This window comes from Gordonia sp. B8661-1 (assembly GCF_059427765.1).
The window spans coordinates 664,658-686,798 of sequence record NZ_JCAHRL010000001.1 but is presented as its reverse complement, the minus strand read 5'-3'; the positions used below and the strand labels follow the sequence as shown (position 1 = coordinate 686,798).

Annotated in this window: 24 protein-coding genes; 13 read left to right on the top strand and 11 right to left on the bottom strand. The window is 68.2% G+C overall.

What is annotated here, in order from left to right:
* Positions 1-68 precede the first annotated feature (68 nt).
* Together AC4JJG_RS03245 and AC4JJG_RS03240 are read left to right on the top strand one after the other, a co-directional pair.
* Positions 69-1,202: a thiolase family protein gene (locus AC4JJG_RS03245; RefSeq protein WP_495398967.1), complete on the top strand. Its 1,134-nt coding sequence runs from the start codon at positions 69-71 to the stop codon at positions 1,200-1,202.
* Positions 1,203-1,227: 25 nt separating this feature from the next.
* Complete coding sequence (locus tag AC4JJG_RS03240; RefSeq protein ID WP_495398968.1) at positions 1,228-2,013, top strand: SDR family NAD(P)-dependent oxidoreductase; 786 nt, start codon at positions 1,228-1,230, stop codon at positions 2,011-2,013.
* 18 nt (positions 2,014-2,031) lie between these two features.
* Here the strand turns inward: AC4JJG_RS03240 and AC4JJG_RS03235 are convergent, their stop codons facing one another.
* Entirely contained in the window at positions 2,032-2,637 is a 606-nt protein-coding gene (locus AC4JJG_RS03235) for a helix-turn-helix domain-containing protein (RefSeq protein WP_495398969.1), read from the bottom strand.
* A gap of 82 nt (positions 2,638-2,719) precedes the next feature.
* Between AC4JJG_RS03235 and AC4JJG_RS03230 the strand changes: the two genes are divergently transcribed.
* On the top strand, positions 2,720-3,895 hold the full coding sequence (locus tag AC4JJG_RS03230) for an MFS transporter (protein ID WP_495398970.1): 1,176 nt from the start codon (positions 2,720-2,722) through the stop codon (positions 3,893-3,895).
* 59 nt (positions 3,896-3,954) lie between these two features.
* Here AC4JJG_RS03230 and AC4JJG_RS03225 read toward each other — a convergent pair whose 3' ends face one another.
* Entirely contained in the window at positions 3,955-5,154 is a 1,200-nt protein-coding gene (locus AC4JJG_RS03225; protein WP_495398971.1) for an acyl-CoA dehydrogenase family protein, read from the bottom strand.
* 149 nt (positions 5,155-5,303) lie between these two features.
* On the opposite strand from AC4JJG_RS03225, the gene fabG reads away from it, so the two are divergent.
* Positions 5,304-6,062: a 3-oxoacyl-ACP reductase FabG gene (gene fabG / locus AC4JJG_RS03220; protein ID WP_495398972.1), complete on the top strand. Its 759-nt coding sequence runs from the start codon at positions 5,304-5,306 to the stop codon at positions 6,060-6,062.
* A 57-nt stretch (positions 6,063-6,119) separates the two neighbouring features.
* Positions 6,120-7,346 carry an acetyl-CoA C-acetyltransferase gene (locus AC4JJG_RS03215; RefSeq protein WP_495398973.1) on the top strand — a complete coding sequence of 409 codons (1,227 nt, stop codon included), beginning with the start codon at positions 6,120-6,122 and terminating at the stop codon, positions 7,344-7,346.
* 94 nt (positions 7,347-7,440) lie between these two features.
* Here AC4JJG_RS03215 and AC4JJG_RS03210 read toward each other — a convergent pair whose 3' ends face one another.
* The 7 genes from AC4JJG_RS03210 to AC4JJG_RS03180 form a co-directional block, all read right to left on the bottom strand.
* Positions 7,441-8,313 (bottom strand): LysR family transcriptional regulator, encoded by an 873-nt coding sequence (locus tag AC4JJG_RS03210; RefSeq protein WP_495398974.1) that lies wholly within the window; start codon positions 8,311-8,313, stop codon positions 7,441-7,443.
* Positions 8,314-8,318: 5 nt separating this feature from the next.
* Positions 8,319-9,227: a LysR family transcriptional regulator gene (locus tag AC4JJG_RS03205; protein ID WP_495398975.1), complete on the bottom strand. Its 909-nt coding sequence runs from the start codon at positions 9,225-9,227 to the stop codon at positions 8,319-8,321.
* A 49-nt stretch (positions 9,228-9,276) separates the two neighbouring features.
* Positions 9,277-10,038 (bottom strand): crotonase/enoyl-CoA hydratase family protein, encoded by a 762-nt coding sequence (locus tag AC4JJG_RS03200; protein ID WP_495398976.1) that lies wholly within the window; start codon positions 10,036-10,038, stop codon positions 9,277-9,279.
* A complete protein-coding gene (locus tag AC4JJG_RS03195; protein ID WP_495398977.1) occupies positions 10,035-11,123 on the bottom strand; it encodes an MBL fold metallo-hydrolase in 1,089 nt (362 codons plus the stop codon). Before AC4JJG_RS03195 ends, AC4JJG_RS03200 begins: the two co-directional genes overlap by 4 nt.
* Positions 11,124-11,252: 129 nt before the next feature.
* Positions 11,253-12,401, bottom strand: coding sequence for a CoA transferase (locus tag AC4JJG_RS03190; RefSeq protein ID WP_495398978.1), 1,149 nt, complete (start codon positions 12,399-12,401; stop codon positions 11,253-11,255).
* A gap of 13 nt (positions 12,402-12,414) precedes the next feature.
* On the bottom strand, positions 12,415-13,449 hold the full coding sequence (locus AC4JJG_RS03185; RefSeq protein WP_495398979.1) for a MaoC family dehydratase: 1,035 nt from the start codon (positions 13,447-13,449) through the stop codon (positions 12,415-12,417).
* Entirely contained in the window at positions 13,446-14,315 is an 870-nt protein-coding gene (locus AC4JJG_RS03180; protein ID WP_495398980.1) for an HpcH/HpaI aldolase/citrate lyase family protein, read from the bottom strand. Before AC4JJG_RS03180 ends, AC4JJG_RS03185 begins: the two co-directional genes overlap by 4 nt.
* Before the next feature lie 167 nt (positions 14,316-14,482).
* On the opposite strand from AC4JJG_RS03180, the gene AC4JJG_RS03175 reads away from it, so the two are divergent.
* Complete coding sequence (locus AC4JJG_RS03175; RefSeq protein WP_495398981.1) at positions 14,483-15,634, top strand: acyl-CoA dehydrogenase family protein; 1,152 nt, start codon at positions 14,483-14,485, stop codon at positions 15,632-15,634.
* A 1-nt stretch (position 15,635) separates the two neighbouring features.
* Positions 15,636-16,367, top strand: a complete 732-nt coding sequence (locus AC4JJG_RS03170) for a GntR family transcriptional regulator (protein ID WP_495398982.1) — start codon at positions 15,636-15,638, stop codon at positions 16,365-16,367.
* Here AC4JJG_RS03170 and AC4JJG_RS03165 read toward each other — a convergent pair.
* Positions 16,342-16,743: a RidA family protein gene (locus tag AC4JJG_RS03165; protein ID WP_495398983.1), complete on the bottom strand. Its 402-nt coding sequence runs from the start codon at positions 16,741-16,743 to the stop codon at positions 16,342-16,344. The genes AC4JJG_RS03170 and AC4JJG_RS03165 overlap by 26 nt on opposite strands.
* A gap of 107 nt (positions 16,744-16,850) precedes the next feature.
* Here AC4JJG_RS03165 and AC4JJG_RS03160 point away from each other — a divergent pair, with 107 nt between their 5' ends.
* From AC4JJG_RS03160 to AC4JJG_RS03140, 5 genes are all read left to right on the top strand, one after another.
* Positions 16,851-17,381, top strand: a complete 531-nt coding sequence (locus AC4JJG_RS03160) for a YtxH domain-containing protein (RefSeq protein WP_495398984.1) — start codon at positions 16,851-16,853, stop codon at positions 17,379-17,381.
* Positions 17,382-17,482: 101 nt separating this feature from the next.
* Positions 17,483-17,935, top strand: a complete 453-nt coding sequence (locus AC4JJG_RS03155; protein WP_495398985.1) for a copper resistance CopC family protein — start codon at positions 17,483-17,485, stop codon at positions 17,933-17,935.
* A 73-nt stretch (positions 17,936-18,008) separates the two neighbouring features.
* Positions 18,009-18,728 (top strand): YcnI family copper-binding membrane protein, encoded by a 720-nt coding sequence (locus AC4JJG_RS03150; protein WP_495398986.1) that lies wholly within the window; start codon positions 18,009-18,011, stop codon positions 18,726-18,728.
* On the top strand, positions 18,721-19,260 hold the full coding sequence (locus AC4JJG_RS03145) for a copper resistance CopC family protein (RefSeq protein ID WP_495398987.1): 540 nt from the start codon (positions 18,721-18,723) through the stop codon (positions 19,258-19,260). Before AC4JJG_RS03150 ends, AC4JJG_RS03145 begins: the two co-directional genes overlap by 8 nt.
* Positions 19,261-19,266: 6 nt before the next feature.
* Positions 19,267-20,205, top strand: a complete 939-nt coding sequence (locus tag AC4JJG_RS03140; protein ID WP_495398988.1) for a copper resistance D family protein — start codon at positions 19,267-19,269, stop codon at positions 20,203-20,205.
* 15 nt (positions 20,206-20,220) lie between these two features.
* On the opposite strand, the gene AC4JJG_RS03135 is transcribed toward AC4JJG_RS03140, so the two are convergent.
* Entirely contained in the window at positions 20,221-21,126 is a 906-nt protein-coding gene (locus tag AC4JJG_RS03135) for an alpha/beta fold hydrolase (protein ID WP_495398989.1), read from the bottom strand.
* A 57-nt stretch (positions 21,127-21,183) separates the two neighbouring features.
* Here AC4JJG_RS03135 and AC4JJG_RS03130 point away from each other — a divergent pair, with 57 nt between their 5' ends.
* On the top strand, positions 21,184-22,098 hold the full coding sequence (locus AC4JJG_RS03130; RefSeq protein ID WP_495398990.1) for an alpha/beta fold hydrolase: 915 nt from the start codon (positions 21,184-21,186) through the stop codon (positions 22,096-22,098).
* Positions 22,099-22,141: the final 43 nt, after the last annotated feature.

The window sequence follows — 22,141 nt, the reverse complement described above, 5'->3', positions numbered from 1 at the left end:
AACGTCATTGCTGTGGCCTCGGGATTCGTGATCGAGTCGAGGGGATACTCCGAGGAGAGGAACCCGTCATGCGTGATGCCGTCATCGTCGATGCCGTTCGTACCCCGATTGGGAAGCGAAACGGTTCGCTGTCCGGAATCCATCCGGTCGATCTGTCCGCGCATGTGCTCGAGGCGCTCGTGGAGCGGACCGGCATCGCTCCCGACATCATCGACGATGTCGTGTGGGGCTGCGTGAGCCAGGTCAACGAGCAGGCGGGCAACGTCGCCCGGACCGCGGTGCTGGCCGCGGGCTGGCCGGAATCGGTTCCCGGAACGACGGTTACCCGTGCCTGTGGTTCGAGCCAGCAGGCCGTCAGCATGGCGGCCGCCGCCGTCGCGTCGGGTCAGCAGGACGTGGTCGTCGCCGGTGGTGTCGAGTCGATGAGCCGCGTGCCGATGGGCAGTGCCGCCCCGAACGGCGAGAGCCAACCCGCCACCGTCCTCGACCGGTACGGCATCGAACGGTTCAGTCAGGGCATCGGTGCCGAGATGATGGCCGAGAAGTGGGGCCTCGATCGCACCCGGCTCGACGAATTCTCGCTGCGCTCACACGAACTCGCCGCGAAGGCCGCCGACGCCGGAGCCTTCGACGGTCAGCTCGCGCCGCTGCCGGGAGTCCTCGAGGGCGACGAGGGCATCCGCCGGGGCGGCACCCTGGAGAAGATGGCCGGGCTGAAGACCGCGTTCAAGGAGGACGGTGTCATCCACGCGGGCAACGCCTCCCAGATCTCCGACGGCGCGGGTGCATTGCTCGTGATGGCCGCCGATGTCGCCAAGGAACACGGACTGACACCGATCGCCCGCGTCCACACCGCGGTCGTGGCCGCCGACGATCCGGTGATGATGCTCGCCGGGCCGATCCCGGCAACGGCCAAGGCGCTCAAGCGTTCCGGCCTGTCCATCGGCGACATTGGTGCCTTCGAGATCAACGAGGCCTTCGCGCCCGTGCCCCTCGCCTGGCAGATCGAGACCGGTGCGGACATCGACGCCCTGAACCCGCTCGGCGGGGCCATCGCCGTCGGGCATCCGCTCGGCGGTTCCGGCGCCATCCTCATGACACGTCTGCTGCATCACATGCGGGACAACGGAATCCAGTACGGACTGCAGTCGATGTGCGAGGCCGGCGGTATGGCCAACGCCACCATCGTCGAACTGCTCTGATCACCAGCGACAGCGAGGAACACTCATGGATCTCACCGGTCTCTCCACTGCCGTCACCGGCGGCGCCTCCGGCCTCGGCCTGGCCACCGCACGCCGGATCATCGATGCGGGCGGCCTGGTCACCCTCATCGATCTGCCCTCCTCCGACGGTGAGGCGGTGGCGAAGGAACTCGGCGATGCCGCGAACTTTGCCCCCGCCGATGTCACCGATGCCGAACAGTTCGCGGCCGCACTGGATGTCGCCGATTCGCGCGGAGGTCTTCGCGGGCTGGTGCACTGCGCCGGTGCGGGTCGTCGTATGCGCATCCTCGACAAGGAAGGCAATGCCGGCTCGCCGGAGGATTTCGAATTCGTCATCCGCCTCAACCTGATCGGCTCGTTCCTCGCCCTGTCGCTGGGCGCGGAACGAATGGCCCGCCTCGATGACCTGGACCGCGATCCCGATCACGGCGGCGGCGAACGCGGCGCCATCGTGCTGACCGCATCCGTCGCGGCCTTCGAAGGCCAGATCGGCCAGATCAACTATGCCGCTTCGAAAGCCGGCATCGTCGGTATGACGATCGTCGCTGCCCGCGACCTCGCCAGCAAGCACATCCGCGTCAACACCATCGCTCCCGGCACGATGGACACCCCACTGCTCGCGCGACTGCGCGACGACGTCCGGGCTTCGTTGGCGGCCAGCATCCCCAACCCGTCGCGCCTCGGCCGGCCGTCGGAATTCGGACAGCTCGCCGTCTCGATGCTGGAGAACGCCTACCTCAATGGTGAAACGATCCGCCTCGACGGCGCCATCCGGATGGCGCCGCGCTGACGGGATCACCCGCCGTCGTCAGCGATCATTCCGGGGTGGTGAGCTCGGTGCCGGGCGGGTGCGCACATGCATCCGCTCGCCCTGCTTGCCGAACAGGCTGAGAACCTCGACCGATCCGTGTCCCGCGGACCCGAACCAGTGCGGATGCCGCGTGTCGAATTCGGCGACTTCCCCCGGCCCGAGAATCACGTCGTAGTCGCCGAGAATCAGTCTCAGCCGACCGTGCAGCACGTACAGCCACTCGTGCCCGTCATGTGATCGTGGGTCCGGTTCGGTGTGGTCGGCGGGGATGATCAGCTTGTACGCCTTGGGCTCCCGCTGTAGGCGTGACAGCGCGACGAAGACCCGCCCGCCCGAACTCGACCGTCGTTGCCGAAGCCGTGGATCGACGACCCGCGGTGCGGCGACCAGATCGTCGAGCGGGACCGCGAGTGCGGCCGAGATCGGTAACAGCAGTTCCAGGCTCGGCTTGCGCTGTCCACTCTCCAGTCTGGACAGGGTGCTCGTGGAGATGCCGGTGGCCTTGCCGAGCGCGGTGAGGGAGAGGTCCCGGTCGCGCCTGGCCTGCCGTAGGCGCCCCGGTAGTTGGTCCAGCGTCGCCGCGACTGCCGGCTGCGAATCCATGCGACCACGGTAGGACCGGATTCCCGGATTCGGCAACGAACATTGCCGATATCGCGAAGCGGCCGCCACTGTGGGCGTCGTGATGAGCGACATCGACCACCGACAACGGCTGCCCTCCACGATCTACCTGCTGGCGGCATGCCTCTTCGCCATGGGCTCCTCGGAGTTCATCATTTCCGGTGTCCTTCCCGAGATCGCCGGTGATCTGGACGTGTCGGTGGCTCGGGCCGGAGGTCTGATTTCCGCGTTCGCGATCGGGGTCGTGGTGGGAGCACCGGTGCTCGCGCTGGCAACGCTGTCCTGGCGGCCGCGCACGACCCTGGTGGGCAGTCAGCTGATGTTCGCGGCGGCTCTCGGTCTCGGCATCGTCGGCGGTACCTATGCCACGTTCTTCGTGGGTCGAATGGTCGCAGGCGTGGCCTACGCGGCTTTCTGGGCGGTGAGTGCTGTTGTCGCGGTTCGTCTTGTGCCGCCGGACTATTCGGCCAGAGCGTTGTCGGTGGTCGTCACGGGATTGAGTATGGCGATGGTCCTGGGTGGTCCCCTGGGCACGGTCATTGCCGACTCGTTCGGCTGGCACTGGGCGTTCTACGGTCCGGTGGTGCTGGTGATCGTGCTGGCGTTGACGCTTCGCCTCTCCATGACGGAATCACCGGCACCCTCGGCGGGACTCGATCGACGCGCCGAACTACGGGTACTGCGCCGTCCGAGGGTCTGGACCGCCTACGCGATCACCCTGACGACCACGGCGATGTACATGGCGTGTTTCGCCTACGCCGGTGCCGCGATCACCGACGCGAGCGCGCATGCCACGACTCTGGTGCCGATGGCGCTGTTGCTGTTCGGCGCGGGTGCGTGCGTCGGTCTCGCGATCGGCGGGCGCCTGTCCGATCGGTACCCGTTCAGGGTCACGGTCTGTGCTGTTCTCGGCACGATGGCCGTCATCGTCGCTCTCATGGCCACAACCGGTTCCGGACTCGCGGTGGCCGCATTGTGTCTACCGCTGGGGCTCTTCGGTTTTCTGCTGAATCCCGCTGTGATGGCGCGTGTCTTCTCGGTGGCCGCGGACGCCCCGACCCTCGGCAGCGCGCTGAATGTCGCCGCCATGCAGCTGGGGATCACGATCGCGCCGGTCGTCGCGGGTGTGGGAATCGCTGTCACCGGTGGATACGTCGCCGCATTCGCGACCGGCCTGGGATGGGGCGCGATCGCGTTGGTCGTTCTTGTCCGCGACCGACGTGCTCGCGTGTCGCACTGACAGACGTTGCGGTTTGACGCGCTTACCGCGTCAGAGTGCAACGTCTGTCGGCGGACGACTCAGCGCTGCGCCTGCTTGACGAGCCCGCGGCCGATGATGAGGCGCTGGATCTCACTGGTGCCCTCGTAGAGGCGGAGCAGACGGACGTCGCGGTAGATGCGCTCGACCGGGACATCGCGCATGTAGCCGCTGCCGCCGTGGATCTGGACGGCGAGATCGGCGACCTTGCCGACCATCTCGGTGCAGAACAGCTTCACCGCGGACGGCGCGATGCGACGATCCGTCTCGTCGACCCAGGCGCGGGCGGCGTCGCGCACCATGGCGCGGCCGGCCATCACACCGGTCTGCTGATCGGCGAGCATGGCCTGCACGAGCTGGAAGTTGCCGATCGGCTGACCGCCCTGCGTCGCGGTGGCAGCCCAGGCGACCGACTCGTCGAGCGCGCGCTGCGCGGCGCCGACGGACAGCGCGGCGATGTGGACGCGTCCCCGCGCGAGTGAGGTCATCGCGGCGCGGTAGCCGACGTCCTCGCTGCCGCCGACGAGCGCGCTGTCCGGTACCCGCACGTCGTCGAAGTGCACGTCCGAGGTCCACGCGCCCTCCTGACCCATCTTGCGATCCTTCGCGCCGACGGTCACCCCGGCCGTATCGGCGGGCACCAGGAACACCGCGATGCCGGTGCCGTCGGAGTCGGCGGGACGCGTCCGGGCGAACACCACGAACAGATCGGCCAGCGGAGCGTTGGTGATGAAGCGCTTCTCGCCGGTGATCACCCAGTCCGAGCCGTCGCGGACGGCCTTGGTGCGCAGGCCCGCCGGATCGGAGCCGGCGCCGGGCTCGGTGAGGGCGAAGGACGCGACGACCTCGCCGGAGGCGATCCGCTCGAGCCATTCGGTCTTCTGCTCGTCGGTGCCGAAACCGACGAGCACCTGCCCGGCGATGCCGTTGTTGGTGCCGAACATCGATCGAAGAGCGAGCGACGTGTAGCCCATCTCCATGGCGAGCTCGACGTCCTGGGTGAGGTCGAGGCCGAGGCCGCCCCACTCCTGCGGGATCGCATAACCGAACAGGCCCATATCCTTCGCCGCCTGCCGGATGTCCTCCGGGATCGCATCGGTGTCCAGGATCTCCTGCTCACGCGGCACCACGGCATCGCGGATGAAACTGCGGGTCTGGGCCAGAATGTCGGCGAAGTCCTCGGCCGACACCTGCGGCGACGACGGGACGGACGACGACGGGACGGACTCGGATGCGGTCATGCCCACAACCCTGCGACAGCCCGTCGAAGGTGTCCAATACGAACAACGACACCCCTCCGATAGCCGCTGCGTATGGAGTCGACGGGGCCGGAACGGCGTCACCGGCGGTAGATTTCGCGGCAGACCGCATCTGATTCGAGAGGACATCCATGTCGACCGCATCCGCCGGAAATCTGCTCGAGGGCCGCACCGCCGTCATCACCGGAGGCGCCCAGGGCATCGGGTATGCCATCGCCCAGAACTACGTGAATGCCGGTGCGCGCGTGGTGATCGGTGACCTCAACGAGGCCGCCGCACAGCAGGCCGCCGAACAGCTCGGCGGTCCCGACGTAGCCCGCGCGGTCCGCTGCGACGTCGTCGACCCGGAGGCCGTCGACACGATGCTGGCCGCCGCCGTCGACGGATTCGGTTCCCTCGACGTCATGGTCAATAACGCCGGCATCACCCGTGACGCCACCATGCGGAACATGACGGAGGACGACTTCGACCTCGTCATCCAGGTCCACCTGAAGGGTACCTGGAACGGCATCCGCAAGGCCGCCGCCATCATGCGTGAGGCCAAAAGCGGTGCCATCGTGAATCTTTCGTCGCTGTCCGGGAAGGTCGGCATGGTCGGTCAGACCAACTACTCGGCCGCCAAGGCGGGCATCGTCGGCATGACGAAGGCCGCGGCCAAGGAGATGGCGCACCACGGTGTGCGCGTCAATGCCATTGCGCCCGGACTGATCCGGTCCGCGATGACCGAGGCGATGCCGCAGAAGGCCTGGGATCAGAAGATGGCGGAGATCCCCATGCAGCGTGCCGGTGAGGTCGGTGAGGTCGCGGATGTCGCACTGTTCCTGGGATCGGATATGTCGTCGTACATGACCGGCACGGTGCTCGACGTGACCGGCGGCCGGTTCATGTGAGTTCCCGTATCCGAACATCATTCATCGTCACCAGCCGGCATCGAAGAGGAGTACGGCATGCCTGAAGTCGTCATCTGTGAACCCGTCCGCACCCCCATCGGCCGCTACGGCGGCATGTTCCGCGATGTCACCGCGGTCGACCTCGGCGTCACCGCCCTGCGCGGACTGCTGGAACGCACCGGTCTCCCACCGGAATCCGTCGACGACGTGATCCTCGGTCACTGCAACGGCAACAGCGAGGCGCCGGCCATCGGACGGGTCGTCGCACTCGACGCGGGACTACCGATCACCGTGGGCGGCATGCACATCGATCGTCGGTGCGGGTCGGGACTGCAGGCCGTGATCCAGGCCGCCTTCCAGGTCGCCGGTGGCGACCACGATCTGGTTGTCGCGGGCGGCACCGAATCGATGAGTAATGCCTCGTTCTACTCGGTGGACATGCGCTGGGGTGGTGCGCGCACCGGAATCGCCCTGCACGACAGCCTCGTTCGTGCCCGGTCGACGGCCGGCGGCACGAACTATCCGGTCGAGGGCGGCATGATCGAGACCGCGGAGAACCTGCGCAAGGAGTACGAGATCTCCCGCGAGGAGCAGGATTATCTGGCGGTCGCCTCCCATCAGCGAGCCGTGCGCGCTCAGCAGGACGGTCTGCTGGCCGAGGAGATCATCCCGGTCACCGTGCCGAATCGTAAGGGCGACATCGTGATCGACACCGACGAACATCCGCGCGCCGACGTGTCCGCCGAATCCCTGGCGAAGCTCAAGCCGATCATGGGGAAGACCGATCCGGACGCCACCGTCACCGCGGGTAACGCCAGCGGACAGAACGATGCCGCCTCGATGGCCGTCGTCACCACCCCGGAGGTCGCCGAGAAGCACGGTCTGCGGCCGCTCGTCCGCCTGGTGTCATGGGGGCTCGCGGGTGTGCCGCCGCGCACCATGGGGATCGGACCGGTGCCGGCCACCGAGAAGGCCCTCGCCAAGGCGGGACTGTCGCTCGGCGACATCGACGTCATCGAGCTGAACGAGGCCTTCGCGGCGCAGGCGCTGGCCGTCACCCGGGAATGGGGTTTCGGTCGATTCGCCTCGGACAGTGAGGGTTTCGCCCGCACAAATGTGCACGGATCGGGGATCTCCCTGGGGCATCCGGTGGGTGCCACGGGTGGTCGGATGCTCGCATCACTGGCGCGGGAACTGCACCGCCGCGCCGCGCGCTACGCCCTGGAGACCATGTGCATCGGCGGCGGGCAGGGGCTGGCCGCGGTCTTCGAGCGTGTGAGCTGATCTTCGGACGGTGGGCGGGGTGTCGATACGCGGCGGACTCGCTGCGCTCGTGCGTCGCTACTCAACCAGCGGTGGGGTGCTCGTGCGTCGCCACTCAACCACCGGTGGAGTGCAGTAGGTCCACGAAGGCCTGGCCCGCGGCGGAGAGCGAATTCGGGTCGTAGGCCACGGCGAAGGGCCGGACCAGTGCCGGTTCGGTCTCGCGGATGACCAGCCGGTCGGCGAGGGCATCGGCCTGGGAACGTTCGACGATGCTGCCGCCGATGCCGGCGAGCACCATGGGCACGCGCGCCTCGCGGTGTTCGGACAGGACGGCGAGCGGGGGACGGACGCCGCCGACGCGGATGGCCTCCTCGATCTCGTCGGCCACCGATTGTCCGCGCGGGACGAAGACCATCGGCACCAGCGGTAGGTCGTGCAGGGGCAACGGACCGTCGGGCACATCGGTGCCCGGTGGGTAGACGAGCACATACTCCTGCTCGCCGAGTACCTCGACCTCCAGTCCGTTGCCCGCGATGGGAAGGTGCGCGACGACGAATTCGCAGTGGCCGTCCTCGATGACCGAGGCCGCCTGGGTTTCGTCGCGCAGATCCCCGAAACGGATCGTCACTCCCGGATACCGGCGCCGGAATTCGGCGAGCAGGTCCAGGATGGGACCACCGGTGGTCGCCGGGAAGGCGAGAATGTCGAGCCGCCCGGTGATCTCCCCGGCGGTCGCGGCCATCAGGTCGCCGACGGCTCCTACGTCACGCATGATCTGACGCGCCGGACCGACCATCGTGCGGCCCGCCGAACTGAGCACCATGCCGCGCCCGATCCGGTGGAACAACTGCACGCCGAGTTCGCGTTCGAGCGCCCGGAGTGCCTGGGACACAGTCGGTTGCGCGACACCCAGAGCAGTGGCGGCACCACCGATGCCGCCGTTCTCGACGACGGCGAGGAAGTATTCGACCTGACGCAGTTCCATGGCCTTCAGTCCCAGTTCCCGAACTCGGCGGGGTCGGCGGGCGCGCCGACATGGGCGCGGGCCATCCCGATGAAGGCCATGGCCGCCGGGGAGGGCCGCGACGATCTCATCACCAATCCGTACGGCCGTTCCAGCGGCGGGTCGAGGGCGAAGCGCGGCACCGTCGGCATCTGTTGTTCGGCGACGCTGCGCGGGACGATCGTGCCCGCGATGCCGCGGGACACCAGGTCCCAGGTGGCCGGGGGATGAGCGGATTCGATGACGACATTCGGTGCGGCATCGGGGCCCGCGACGAGATCCTCGTACAGGGTCGTCGCATCCGGATCGGCGATGTCGAGGATCAGCGGGATCTCGCGGACCGCCTGCCGCGGAACCGGATCCGCCGGCGTCGCCACCTCGGACCGCGCCGCGAGCACCAGTTCCTGGACGTCGAGGGGGAGCGCGGTGAATGTGGCATGTTCGGCGGCCGAGTCGATCACGCCGATCTCCGCATCGCCGCGCCGCAGAGCGTTGAGTACACCGTTCGGTCCGTCGACGGCCACCACGCGGGCGCCGAGATTCGGGAAACGGGAACGGAATTCGGCGATCATCCCGATCAGCGGATCGACACTGAACGCCGCGTAGGTGGCGATGTCCACCCGGCCGGACCGCAGTTCGCGGACCGCATCAACCTTCTCCTTCGCGCGGGCGACGTCGGCGAGGATGCGCCGGGCGGCATCGTCGAAGCGCCGTCCGGCATCGGTCAACTCCAGCCTGCGCCCCGAGCGGTCGAAGAGCGTCAGGCCCAGCCGGCGTTCCAGGGTGCGGATGGCCTGCGACAGCGACGGCTGCGAGATGTACAGCGACTGCGCCGCCTTGGTGATCCCGCCATGATCGACCACCGCGACGAAGTAGGTGACGAGGTGCAGGTCCACCCTCTGATCGTACGAACCCGTCACCCGAGCCGGTCACCGACTCCGCAGATCACTTGCCCTTCCACTGCGGCGCCCGCTTCTCGGCGAAGGCCTTCGCGCCCTCCTGGGCGTCCTCCGAGGCGAAGACCGCACCGAGGTGTGTCCACTGCGCCTGGATCAGTTCGGGGTCGGTGTAGCGGATGGCCATCGACATCACCTGCTTGGTGGCGCGCACGGCGAGCGGTCCGTTGGCCGCGATGACGGCGGCCAGCTCGCGCGCCCCGTCGAGTGCCGAACCGGGTTCGGTCAGCCGGTTGACCAGGCCGAATCCATGCGCTCGCTCCGAGGTCATCGGATCGCCGGTAAGCGCCATCTCCATGGCCACCTGATACGGCAGGGTCTTCGGCAGGCGCAGCAGTCCACCGGCCGCGGCGGCCAGTCCGCGCTTGACCTCCGGGATGCCGAACTTGGCATCCCGGGCCGCGACGACCAGATCGCAGGTGAGAGCGATCTCGCAGCCGCCGGCCAGCGCCCAGCCCTCCACGGCGGCGATCAGCGGCTTCGACGGCGGGGACTCGGCGAGTCCGGCGAAGCCGCGGCCCTCCAGCGACACGACCTCACCGCGGGTGAAGGCCTTGAGGTCCATGCCGGCGCAGAAGGTGCCACCGGCGCCGGTGATGATGCCGATGGTGAGGTCGTCGCGGGCCTCGAGTTCGTCGATGGCGGCGGCGATACCCTCGGCGACCTCGCGGTTGACCGCGTTCTTGGCTTCGGGACGGTTGATCGTGATGACGGCGATGCCGTCGGCGAACTCGGTGAGGACTGCGCTCATCGATGATTCCCATCTGTGTTGTCGGACTTGGGGTTGTCGGATTCGGACAGGGTCCAGCGGACGGGCACCCCGTCCGTGGCGGTGAGCACGCCCCGGGTGGCGAGCAGCACCAGGTGTGCGTTGGTTTCGCGGCATGCCATCCTGCTCAGTTCCAGCGAGAGATCCTCGAACGGGCGCGACCAGGTGACCGAGCGGGTGATCTCCCAGGCCGTGCTCTCCGGATTCGCCCGTACCGCGTCGGTGATCTCGGTGAGTCGTTCCTCGTGGTGTTCGAGCAGCGCGGTGACACGGTCGGACAATCCGCGGAAGCGGTATTCATGCGAGGGCAGAGCTTCGAGGTCGGGCAGATGTTCGGTGTTCGCGAGGGAGATCAGGTAATCGTCGAGCGGATTGGACAGCTGGAAGGCGTTGGTCGACACGTTGGGGCTGATCCGCGGCAGCAGGTGATCGCCGGTGAAGATCACCCCGTTGTCCTCGTCGACGAAGCACAGGTGACCGGCGGTGTGACCGGGCGTCCAGATGGCCTGCAGATTCCAGCCAGGGATGCCAAGGGTGTCGCTGTGGGTCAGTTCGGTGTCGATGGTGCGGCCCTTGGGCAGCCGTGCGATGAACCGGAATCCGGTGTCGGGGACATCGCCGGGGATACCCAGTTCGTCGAGTTCCTGGCGTGAGCCCGCGACCACGGCATCGATCTCGGCGTCGGATTGATAGGACAGGTGCTGGGCGTCGTTGCGGTGCATGGCGAGTACCGCGTCCGTGCGTTCCAGCAGTCGCGGCACCAGACCGAAGTGATCCGGGTGCAGGTGGGTGATCGCCACGTGGCTGATGTCGGCGATGTCGTGGCCGGTCGCGTGGATGCCGTCGACCAGGGCTTCCCAGGACTCGTCGGCGGTCCAGCCGGTGTCGATGAGGGCGAGACCGTCGGGGACGGCCTTGGCGTAGATGAGCACGTAGCGCAGGGGATTGCCCGGCATGGGCACCGGGATGGACCACAGTCCGGGACGTACTTCCTCGACGGGCGGCAGCACCTTCTCGGCCCACGCCTCGCGTTGCCGATGCCCGGTCACCTCGACGGAAACGGTCATCCCTCACCTCCAGCTGCTCGACCCGGCCGGCGATGCGCTGGAGACGGGTGCGAATCCATACGATCACGGGCCGATCCTTGGGCTCAAAGTCCGACCGGCTGTCGGTCGATGAGGAAAGACCTATATGGCTCAGCTCGGTGTGTCGGCGCCGAGTTCGGGGGCCGGTCCGGCGAAGTAGTGCACCCCGTCGAAGGACGCGGGGAGCGCCGCGGCCAGGTATTCGCCGATGCCGGGCTGATCCAGCGGGGCGAAGAGGGGATTGTTCGCGAGGGTCCCGTCGGCGACCACCTCGTCGAAGGTCCGGTACTGCTCGGCGAGCACCGGCGAATCGGCGAGTGCGGCAGCCACTTCCGCGGTGGTGTGCCGGGCGAACCACGGTTCGAAGAGTCCCCGGAGGACGGCGCGGTGCGCGTAGCGTTCCTCCTCGCGGTCGAAATCGGCGGACAGTGCGTCGGCGACCGCGGCCACCGCCGCCTCGGTTCCGGTGAGCCGCACCAGATCCCGGAAGTGGCGCGGCGTCAGCGCGACGATCATGAAGCGCCCTCCGTCGGAGGTGGCGAAATCGGTTCCGTACGTGCCGTAGACGTCGTTGCCCGTGGCTTCCCGGCCGTGCCCGTTGACCTGTGGTTCGGTGAGATATCCCAGGGTGCCCGCGATGGCGAGTGCGGTGTCCTCCAGGGGCAGCGAGATATGGGTGCCGCGCCCGGTCGCGTCACGTCTGCGCACGGCGGCGGTGATGGCCAGCGCGGCATAGAGCCCGCACGCCACATCCCACGCGGGCAGGACGTGATTGACCGGTCCGACGTGATCGGTGGGGCCGGTGATCAGTGGGAACCCAAGCCCGGCGTTGACCGTGTAGTCGACGCCGGGTGTCCCGTCGGTGCGGCCGAGGATCTCGCAGGTGATCATGTCGGGGCGGAGTTCGGTCAGCGACTCGTGGCTCATCCAGGAGCGGCCCGCCTGATTGGTGAGCAGAATCCCGCCGCCCGCACCGGATTCGGTGACGAGACGACGGACGACGGCCTGTCCCTCCGGATCGCGGAGATCGACCGCGACGGATTGCTTGCCGCGGTTCAGGCCGGTCCAGTAGATCGATGCGCCGTCGGCGGTGACGGGCCAGCGGTTGATGTCGGCGGCACCGCCGGTCGGGTCGACGCGGACGACCTCGGCGCCCAACTGGGACAGGGTCAATCCGGCCAGCGGGGAGGCGACGAAACTCGACACCTCGACGATCCGCAGTCCGTCGAGCGGACGGGTGACATCGGGCGGGGTGCTCATGGATCTCCTCGGGTCAGGCCATCAGGGCGCGGAAACGCCAGTCCAGCACGGGACGAAGGTCGCCGTCGTCGGTGCGGGCGCCCACGACGCTGCGCAGTGTGAGGACACCGCCCCGATCGGCCGGAGTGGCCTCCTCGACGGTCAGTTCGCTGAGCAGGGTGTCGCCCTCGTGTACCGGGCCGGTGTGATCGCAGGAGTCCCAGCCGAGCACGGTGACCAGATTCGGCAACGCCCGATTCGCCTGGGACAGTGCCAAGCCGATCGTGTGTCCGCCATAGACCAGGCGCTCCCTTCCGGAGACAGCCGCTGAATTCGGCCCGCTCGCTGCGCTCCCGGCGCCGGCATCGTGGTGGGTGGCAGCAATGTTCAGGGACAGTCGCGCCAGTTCGGGTGCACTTGACACCACGTCGCCGGAAGATCGGTAGACATTTCCGGCCAGGTCAGCGGAGAAGTGTTGCCCGCGAGCCGATTCGCGGTAGGCGGCGAGATCCCAGTCCGGAACCGACGGTGCCGATGGTTCGGCGGGGCCGATGGCGGACAGGTCGTCGGTATGGACCCTCCGGTCCGGATCCGCCGTGGGACTCAGCGGCAGCATCGCGCACCGATAGAAGTCCAGGATCACCTGATCGTCCTGATCGACGGTCACCATGTGCAGGGCGGCCAGGCCGGTCGGCGCGCGCCCGGGTTTGGGGGAGTTCTCCTTGAGTCCGACGACCGTGGTGGTGGTGCTCAGCGTGTCGCCGAGGTGTGGGTGCGCCTCGAAGCGCAGTCCGCGGTAGAAGAGGTTGGCCTTGACGTGATGCGTGACGAGCGTCGACTGCCCGATCGCGATGTCGCACACCAGTCCCGGATGGGCGAGAGCTCGTTCCCCGCCGGTGACCCGCGCGGCGAGCCGGCCGTCGAGGGCGAGACGCAACCGGTCGCCGAGGATCGCCTGATGCGTGGCCGCGAGTCCGGAGGTCAGGGTGACAGACGGCGCCTCGTCGAAGACCTGCCCGACCGAGAGGTCGTCGAAATAAGGTCCGCCGACGGCGATTTCGGTGGTCATGGTGCGTCTCCTGTGGGATTGTCGCTGCGTGCCAGGATGCGCCGTGCGGACACCGCCAGCGCCTCGTCGAGCATGCGTCCGTCGAGTTTGGCCGCCCCGGCGCCCTGTCCCGCGGCCTCCTTCAGCGCGGCCAGTACCCGGCGTGCGTCCTCGACGGCGGCGGCGTCGGGGGTGAAGATCTCGATCGCGGTATCGATCTGGGCCGGATGGATCACCCAGGTGCCGTCGAAACCGAGGTCGCGGACCCAGCGTTTCGCGGACCGGAAGTCCTCGTCGTCGGCGATGGTCAGATGTGGTCCGTCGATCACCGACAATCCGGCGGCGCGGGCCGCGACAAGAACGGCATCCTGCACCGGGTGCCACACCGATCGCGGCGCATCGGGTGAACGGCCCAGTGTCGCACCGAGATCGGCGTACCCGATGATGACCGCGTCGAGTCGGGGCGAGGCGGCGCAGAGGGGTGCGACGTCGCGAATCCCCAGTGGCGTCTCGACGAGAGCCTGCACGCGGGTGGGTGCCGAACCCAGCAGTTCGTCGACGGCACTCAGCGCCGCGACCGTCTCGGCCTTCGGCAGTATCAGCGAGGCGAGCGCCGAACCCAGTGCCGCGCAGGCCCGTACGTCGTCGGTGAACCAGTCGCTGTCCGCGGCGTTGATGCGGATCGACACGCGACGGTCCGCGCCGAACTCGGCGACCAGTTCGCCCGCGGCGGCCCGGGCCGAGTCCTTGTTCTCCGGCGTGACGGCATCCTCGAGGTCGAGTACCACCTCGTCGGCCCCGGACGCGAGCGCCTTGCGGGCCTTGCGGTCGTCGGAGGCGGGCGCGACCAGCACCGCCCGCCGTCGCGCCGGATGTGCACCGGACATCTGCACGAAGACCTCGCTTCTCCCGGTGGCCGCAAATGTGCGGCCAAAGTTTTGTCCACACACACCTACCAGAGCCCAGCTCACGATGGAAGACCTTGACATCGGGTGGGTGGCCGATGAATATGGCCGTACAAATCGGAGTTCGGGTGAAGGAGCGGATGCGGTCGATGAGTGAGTTGAATCCCGAGGAAGCGTTCCTGGTGGAGACGGTCCGGGCATTCGTCGACCGCGAGGTGAAGCCGACGGTCCAGGAGGTCGAGCACGCCAACTCCTATCCCGAGCAGTGGATCGAGCAGATGAAGGAGATCGGGATCTACGGGCTCGCCGTGCCGGAGGAATTCGGTGGCAGTCCCGTTTCGATGCCCTGTTATGCACAGGTGACCCAGGAATTGGCGCGCGGCTGGATGAGTCTCGCGGGCGCGATGGGCGGCCACACCGTGGTGGCCAAACTCCTCACGCTGTTCGGCACCGACGAACAGAAACGGAATTACCTGCCGCGCATGGCGACCGGCGAGATGCGGGCGACGATGGCGCTCACCGAACCGGGTGGCGGTTCGGATCTGCAGAACATGGCGACCGTCGCCAAGGTCGACGGCGACGACCTGGTGATCTCCGGCTCGAAGACCTGGATCAGCAACGCGCGACGATCCGGTCTGATCGCGCTGCTCTGCAAGACCGACCCGAAAGCGCAACCGCGCCACCGGGGTATCTCCATCGTGCTGTGTGAACACGGCCCCGGTCTCACGGTGTCCCGTGATCTGCCGAAGCTCGGCTACAAGGGTGTCGAGTCCTGCGAATTGTCCTTCGACGGCTATCGGGTGCCGCAGTCGGCGATTCTGGGCACCGCACCCGGCAAGGGCTTCGGGCAGATGATGAAAGGCCTGGAGACCGGGCGCATCCAGGTGGCGTGCCGGGCGCTCGGCGTTGCGACTGCGGCACTGGAGGATTCGCTCGCCTATGCCCAGCAGCGTGAATCCTTCGGTCAGCCGATCTGGAAGCATCAGTCGATCGGCAATTACCTTGCCGACATGGCGACCAAACTGACCGCGGCCCGGCAACTCACCTGGCATGCGGCGCGTCAGTACGATCGCGGCGAACGCTGCGACATGGAGGCGGGTATGGCCAAGCTGTACGCCTCCGAGGTGGCGATGGAGATCGCGCTCAACGCCGTTCGTATCCACGGCGGATACGGGTATTCGACGGAATTCGATGTCGAGCGCTACTTCCGGGATGCGCCGCTGATGATCGTCGGTGAGGGCACCAACGAGATCCAGCGCAATGTGATTGCCGCACAGTTGGTCTCCCGCGGAGGGCTGTGACGTGCCGGAACCGGCGTACCGCGCACTCGCCGGGACGTTGCGCGCGCAGATCGCCGAGGGACGGTACCGCGACGGGGTGCGGTTGCCCACCGAATCGGAGCTGTCCGAACACCACGGTCTGAGCAGGCAGACCGTGCGCCGGGCCTTTCAGGATCTCGTCGCCGAGGGCGTCGTCTACCGCGTGCCCGGGCGCGGGACCTTCGCCACCGAGAACGGCGGCGGTCGCTATCTCCGGCAACTCGGCTCCATCGAAGATCTCATGAATCTCTCGGACGACACCACGATGGAGGTCGTCGCGGCGCCGCGCAGGCTCGTCGACCTGGATGCCGCCGGTCGGCTACGGCTCGACACGGATCTGGTGTACCGCATGGTCTTTCGGCGCTTTCACGACGGCGTCCCGTTCGTGCTGACCACGGTGTCGTGGCCCGATGATGTGGCCAGGCTGCTGGCCGACCGTCCCGAGGTGGCGGCGGGGGCGCGGAGCGCGCACACCATGATCGGTCTTCTCGAACCGCTACTGCCACGTCCGATTGTGGAAGCGGCGCAGTCGATCACCGTTGCGCTCGCCGAGCCCGAGGTGGCGGCACAGTTGGACTGTGCTGTGGGACATCCCGTCCTGCGGGTCGACCGTCTCTACAGCGACGCCGACGGGGATGCCGTGGAACTCGCGGTCAGTTACTTCCTGCCCGAGCATTACACCTATCGCGTCACCCTGCGGAGGAGTGGGAACTGATCTCCGCCTCCACTTCGACCTCGTAGACCCACCGCGGATCCAGCAGTCCCGCCACGATCACCATCGTCGCGGCTGGGCGGATCTCGCCGAACAGGCGTCCGTGGACGGCCATCACCGCATCCGCGGCGTCCGGGGTCGTCAGGTAGTTGCGTGTGCGCACCACATCGTCGAGCGATGCACCCGCTTCGGCGAGGGCCTGCTCGACGATCTGGAAACAGCGGACCGCCTGTTCCTCGGCGTCCGGGCTGCACGAGCCGTCGGGCCACACCGGTCCCGTCCCGGAGACCAGGACCCGGTTTCCGGTCACCACGGCCCGGGAGAATCCGATGGTCGGTTCAAAAGGCGAACCCGAGCTGATACGGGAGGTTATCGCCACGTCAGACCCCTTTCGTCGACGACGGTCGTCAGCGTAGGGGAGGTATCCGGTACGCGCATGCCGGTGACGATTCGGCCCGCGTACGACGTCCACTTAGACTGACGGCCATGGCCACCTCCGACCGTTCACCGCACGCGCCGATGCGCGTCGCGGCGGCGCTGGTCGTCCCCACGGTGGGGATCGCGGCGCACGGTCTGGCCTCCGGTGTCATGCCGTCGAGCGCGGGCATGCTGCTGGCCGTCGCGATCGGTGCCGTCGTCGCACTGATGTGGCGCCCGCGGACCGGTCGTCGGCTCCTGCCCGCGGTGGCATCGACCTCCGTATTGCTGACGGTTGCGCAGATCGGCGCGCACCTGGCGCTCGGTGTCGGCCACGGCGCGCATGGGGGCTCGTCGTCCGCGGTCTCCGCTCCGGGGGCCATGCTCCTCACGCACGTCGTCGCGATCCCGCTCAGTGCGGTGCTGATCGTCGTCGGCGCGTTTCTGCTCTCGGTCCTCACGTCGACGATCCGGACGATCGCCGCGCCGGCGGTCGCCGGAATCCCGGCACGGCCGACGCCCTTCTGGTCCGCGCCCCCGGTGCGGACCCGGCTGGTCGTCGGCGGTACGGGACTGCGCGGACCACCACTGACCGCCTGATCCGATCCGGCACCGCTCACCGGCGGCGTCGCGTCCGCGACGGCTCCACGGCCCGCCGTCGCCCGTCATCTCCCACAGATTTCTTCCCGAGAGGAACCCCGTTGCGCGCACTCACCCGATCGTCGATCGTCGTCGCCACGCTCGCCCTGGTGGCCGGACTGTTCGGCATCACCGGCGCTCCCGGCGCCGGCGCGGATCCGCTGGCGGCCCTGGGCTCGTCGAGTGCACCGGGTGCGCGGACACCGGATTCCGGTCCGGTCCGATACGAACTGGTGCGAGCCACGCCGCGCAATAACAGCGTGCTGTACGCGGCGCCCGTGCGGGTGACGCTGACCTTCGGCGCGCCGATCCGTGCGCAGGGTGTCTCCATCACCGTGCGTGACAGTTCAGGGCACTCCTGGAAGGTCGGTACTCCGACGGTCTCCGGGAGGAAAGTCGTCCAGCGGACGAATCTGTATGCGGGAGAAGGACGATACGAGATCCGCTATCGCGTGTACGCGGCGGATGGGCATCGGATCACCGGCACCATCCACTATCGGGTGAAGTCGGTCTGACGCGGGCCGAAGACCTTGGCGCCCGGCGTGTTCGCCGCGGCGTCCCGCGACAACTCCACAAAGGAATTCGCTGATGAACAGCATTTCGACGACCCTCCGATGGTCGCGTCGACTCGCCCTGCCCGTCGCCGCTCTCGCGGTGGCGGCCGCCGCCGGTATGGGCACGGCATCCGCACATGTGAGCGCGAATGCGCCGACCGTCACCCAGGGTGGCTACGGAGTGGTGAATCTCGTGGTGCCCAATGAATCCGAGACCGCGCCGACGACCGAATTGACCGTCCGTCTGCCGAAGCTGAAATCGGCTCGGCCGGAGGCGATGCCGGGCTGGAAGGCCACCGTCGCCAAGGACCCGGCCACCACCGAGGTCACGTCGATCACCTGGACGGCCCTGCCCGGCACCGCGGGTATCCCGGTCGGGGAGTTCGGTCAGTTCCGCCTGTCCGGAGGCCCGTTCCCGGAACAGGATTCGGTCTCCCTGCCTGCCCTCCAGACGTACGCCGACGGGGAGAAGGTCGACTGGTCACAGCCCATGGGTGACGACGGCACCGAACCCGAACACCCGGCACCGACGCTGGCACTGCCGGCGTCGTCGGGAGGCCACGACCATGGCGCACACGGCGCAAGCTCCGGCGCCGCAACCGAATCGGCCGGCCACGCCGAGGCATCCGACTCGTCGTCCACCGATGGCGGTGCCCGCTGGATGGCAGGCATCGGTCTGGTGCTGGGTGCCATCGGTGCGGTCGCGGGTGTGGCGGCTTTCGCACGCGGCCGTCGGCAGGTTTCCGATGCGTAGCCGCGGCGCCACCGCCGTGGCGGTGCTCCTGGGGTTGTTGGCGATGATGGTCGCCGGTGCCGGGTTGGCACCGGTGGCGTCGGCGCACTCCACCGTCGTGTCGTCCGACCCGGAACTGAACGCGTCACTGGACAAGGGGCCGGAGAAGGTCAGCATCACGTTCAACGAGGCGCTGCAACCGTCGTACGCCGTGATGACGGTCGTCGGCCCCGACGGGAACTTCTGGCAGGACGGCGAACCCACCGTCAGTGGTCCGACCATCAGTGTCAAGTTGCGCGAATTGGGTCCTGCCGGAGAGTATTCCATCAACTATCGGGTGACTTCGGCCGATGGTCATCCGGTCGGCGGGAAGCGCAATTTCACCGTGACCGTCGCCGGGAACGGCACCCCGGGTGCCTCCGCCACCGATGCGCAGGAGTCCTCGTCGGACGACGGTCCGCCCCTGTGGCCGTTCATCGTTGTCGCGGTGCTGGTGCTCGGCGGTGGCCTGGGGCTGATGCTCTGGCGTACCCGGCGTGCCGGTCGCCACTGATCCGTGATGAGCAACGCGGGCAGTGCCGCCGGACCGATACCGCAGAGCCTGCGGTACACGATCCTGGGTGCGGTGCTGTTCGCGATGCTTGCCGGGCTCGGCCTGTGCTGGGTGCTCGCCGCACCGTCGGGGCCGAGTGCCGTCTCCGTGCCGTCGTCCGTCGCGGTGGCGGCCGGTGCGCTTCTGCTCGGACTGGGGGCATTGCCGGCGATCGGCCCGGAGCCGTCGATGCGGGTTGTGGCCGGTGCGGGCGCGGTGCTGGTGGTCGCGGTGCTGGTCACCGCGTGGATGCGCACCGCCGAACAGGTCGATGTCTCGCCGGTACGGGTCCGCGTGGGCCAGTTCGTCGAGGTGATCGGTTCGGGCACAGCCGATCTCATCGCACTGATCGTCGCGATTCTGGTGGTTGCCGTCGCCGCGCTGATCCTCACCGGGCGGGCCGCGCCGCCGATCCCGGTCATCGCGGTGCTGGCGGGTATCGGCCTGCTCGCGGGGTCGGTCTCCGGTCATCCGGGCACCCACGCCGTCGGACCGGTGCTCATCGGGGTGCATGCCGTGGCCGCCGCCTGGTGGTGCGGCACGCTCGCCGCGATGGTCATGACCGTGCGAGGGCGTTCCGGCTGGGCCGCAACGCTTCCCGCATTCTCCGCCCGCGCGATCTGGGTGGTCGCGGTGATCGTGCTGACCGGTGTCGTCGATGGCGTCATCGAGGTGGGTGGGCCGAATCACCTGCTGGACAACGGTTACGGCCGGGTGCTCATCGCCAAGGCTGCCGGGGCCGCCGTCCTCATTGCTCTCGGTGCACGCCACCGGAGTCACTGGGTGCCCGCGGCCGATCGTCATCGCATGCCGGAGCGGTCGTCGGTGCGGTTGGCCGCGCTGGAACTGATCGTGATGGGTGTGGTGCTGGGGTTGGCCGTCGGATTGTCGACCACCGCACCCTGATTCACGCGCCGACGGTCAGCGCTTCTCGTTCCACACGGTCATCAGTTCGGCGATGATCTGCTCGGAGAGGCCGAGCCCGCCCAGGTGACTTTCGCCGTGCATCGTGTACAGCGACGCGTCCGGCAGCAGCGACACCATGTGCTCGCCGTGGCGGTAGGGGATGATGTGGTCGCGGTCGCCGTGCCACCACCGCACCGGAACCACGATCTCCGGCACCCGGAACCCCCAGTCCCGCGCGAAGACCACGATGTCGGCGAAGGGTGCCTGCATCCGCCGGGACCCGCCGTGCAGCAGGTCGTCGAGGAACATTGCGCGAAACTCCGGGCGCGACAGCAGTTCCCGGTCGCCCTGCGGCGAGAGTCGGCCGTACACCGAGATGGCCGGCTCGGCGATGGGCCGGGCAACACTGAGTGCCGAGCTGAGGACCTTCCCGATCGGAGTGCCCGCGACCCGCAGTAGCGGGGCGGTGGCGGCGCCGAGTCGCATCGCGCCGCCCGTCACGCGATCCGGGCCGACCGTCGGTGCGACACCGCCGAGGATGCCCGCGGTGACCACTCGATCGGGGTGGCGGTGCGCCACGCTCAGCGCGTACGGTCCGCCGCCGGACAGTCCGATCACCGCGAACTCGCCGATGCCGAGAGAATCGGCGACCGCGATCAGGTCGTCGGCGAAGTCGGCGACCGACCCGTATCGATGCGCCGTCGACGATCCGACACCCGGACGATCGAGTCCGATGATCCGCATTCCGTGGGTGGCCGCATAAGCGCGGGCCTCGGTGGGTATCTGCCTGCGGGCGCCGGGCGTCCCGTGCAGCCAGAACAGTGCGCGGCCGGTGGCCGATCCGAATTCCGCGAATCCGATCCGTCGACCCTCGCCGACGGCGACGGACCCCTCGATCTTCGGTCGGGCGATGTCGATCATCCATCGATGATGTCACGCAGCCCCTGTGCGGTGGGTCACAAGACCATACTTCGCCCGATGAGGCGTACCGTCTATGTGGTGAACAGGGAACTTCCGCGGGCGGTGACCCGCGCAGCCGGTCATGTCCTGCGGCCCCACCCGGTGCGTGATGTGCCCGCCGGGACGATGGTCGATCTGCCCGACCGGGGCGCCACCTACGTCACCGACTCCGGACCGTCGGACGCCCCCGCCGTCTTCCTTCTGCATTCGGTTCTGACGACGGGCCTGCTGTGCTGGTACCCGACGGTGCCCGTGCTCAACCAGAACTACCGGGTCATCACGATGGATCAGCGCTGGCACGGCCGCGGAATCCGGTCCGAGGGATTCCATCTCGAGGACTGCGCCGATGACGTGATCGCCCTGGCCGACGTCCTCGGTATCGAACGCTTCGCGGCCGCAGGGTTTTCCATGGGCGGTGGCATCGCACAGCTCGCGTGGCGCCGCCATCCCGACCGCGTCAACGGCCTCGTCCTCTGTTCCACCGGACCGTATTTCAGCACCCACAATCCGGAACTGCGCGCCCAGGCGCACCGCAGCGGCCGCTGGATGACGTTGCTGGACAAGGTGGTACCGACCCCGCCGGTCAGTCGCCTCGACAACACCTCCGTGCACACCACGGTGTGGGCCATGCGGCAGTTCTTCTCCACCCCGCTCTCACATATGGGTCAATTCGGCGACGGGCTCGGTGAATTCGATTCCCGTCCTTGGCTTTCCGAGATCGACGTACCCACCTCGGTGGTGGTGTCCACCCGCGACAAGGTCGTGGAGCCCGCCCGGCAGGAACTTCTCGTCGAGGGCATCCCCGGCGCACGCCGCTTCGACGTCGCCGGCGGCCACGCCTGCTGCGTGATCGGTGCCCAGGCCTTCGTCCCGCCCTTCGTCGCCGCGGTCGACGCGGTCGTGCACGCGCCCACCGGCGCCCTCACGAGCTGACCGGACGCCGCAACTGCTGATCGAGTAGCACGTGAGCGCAGCG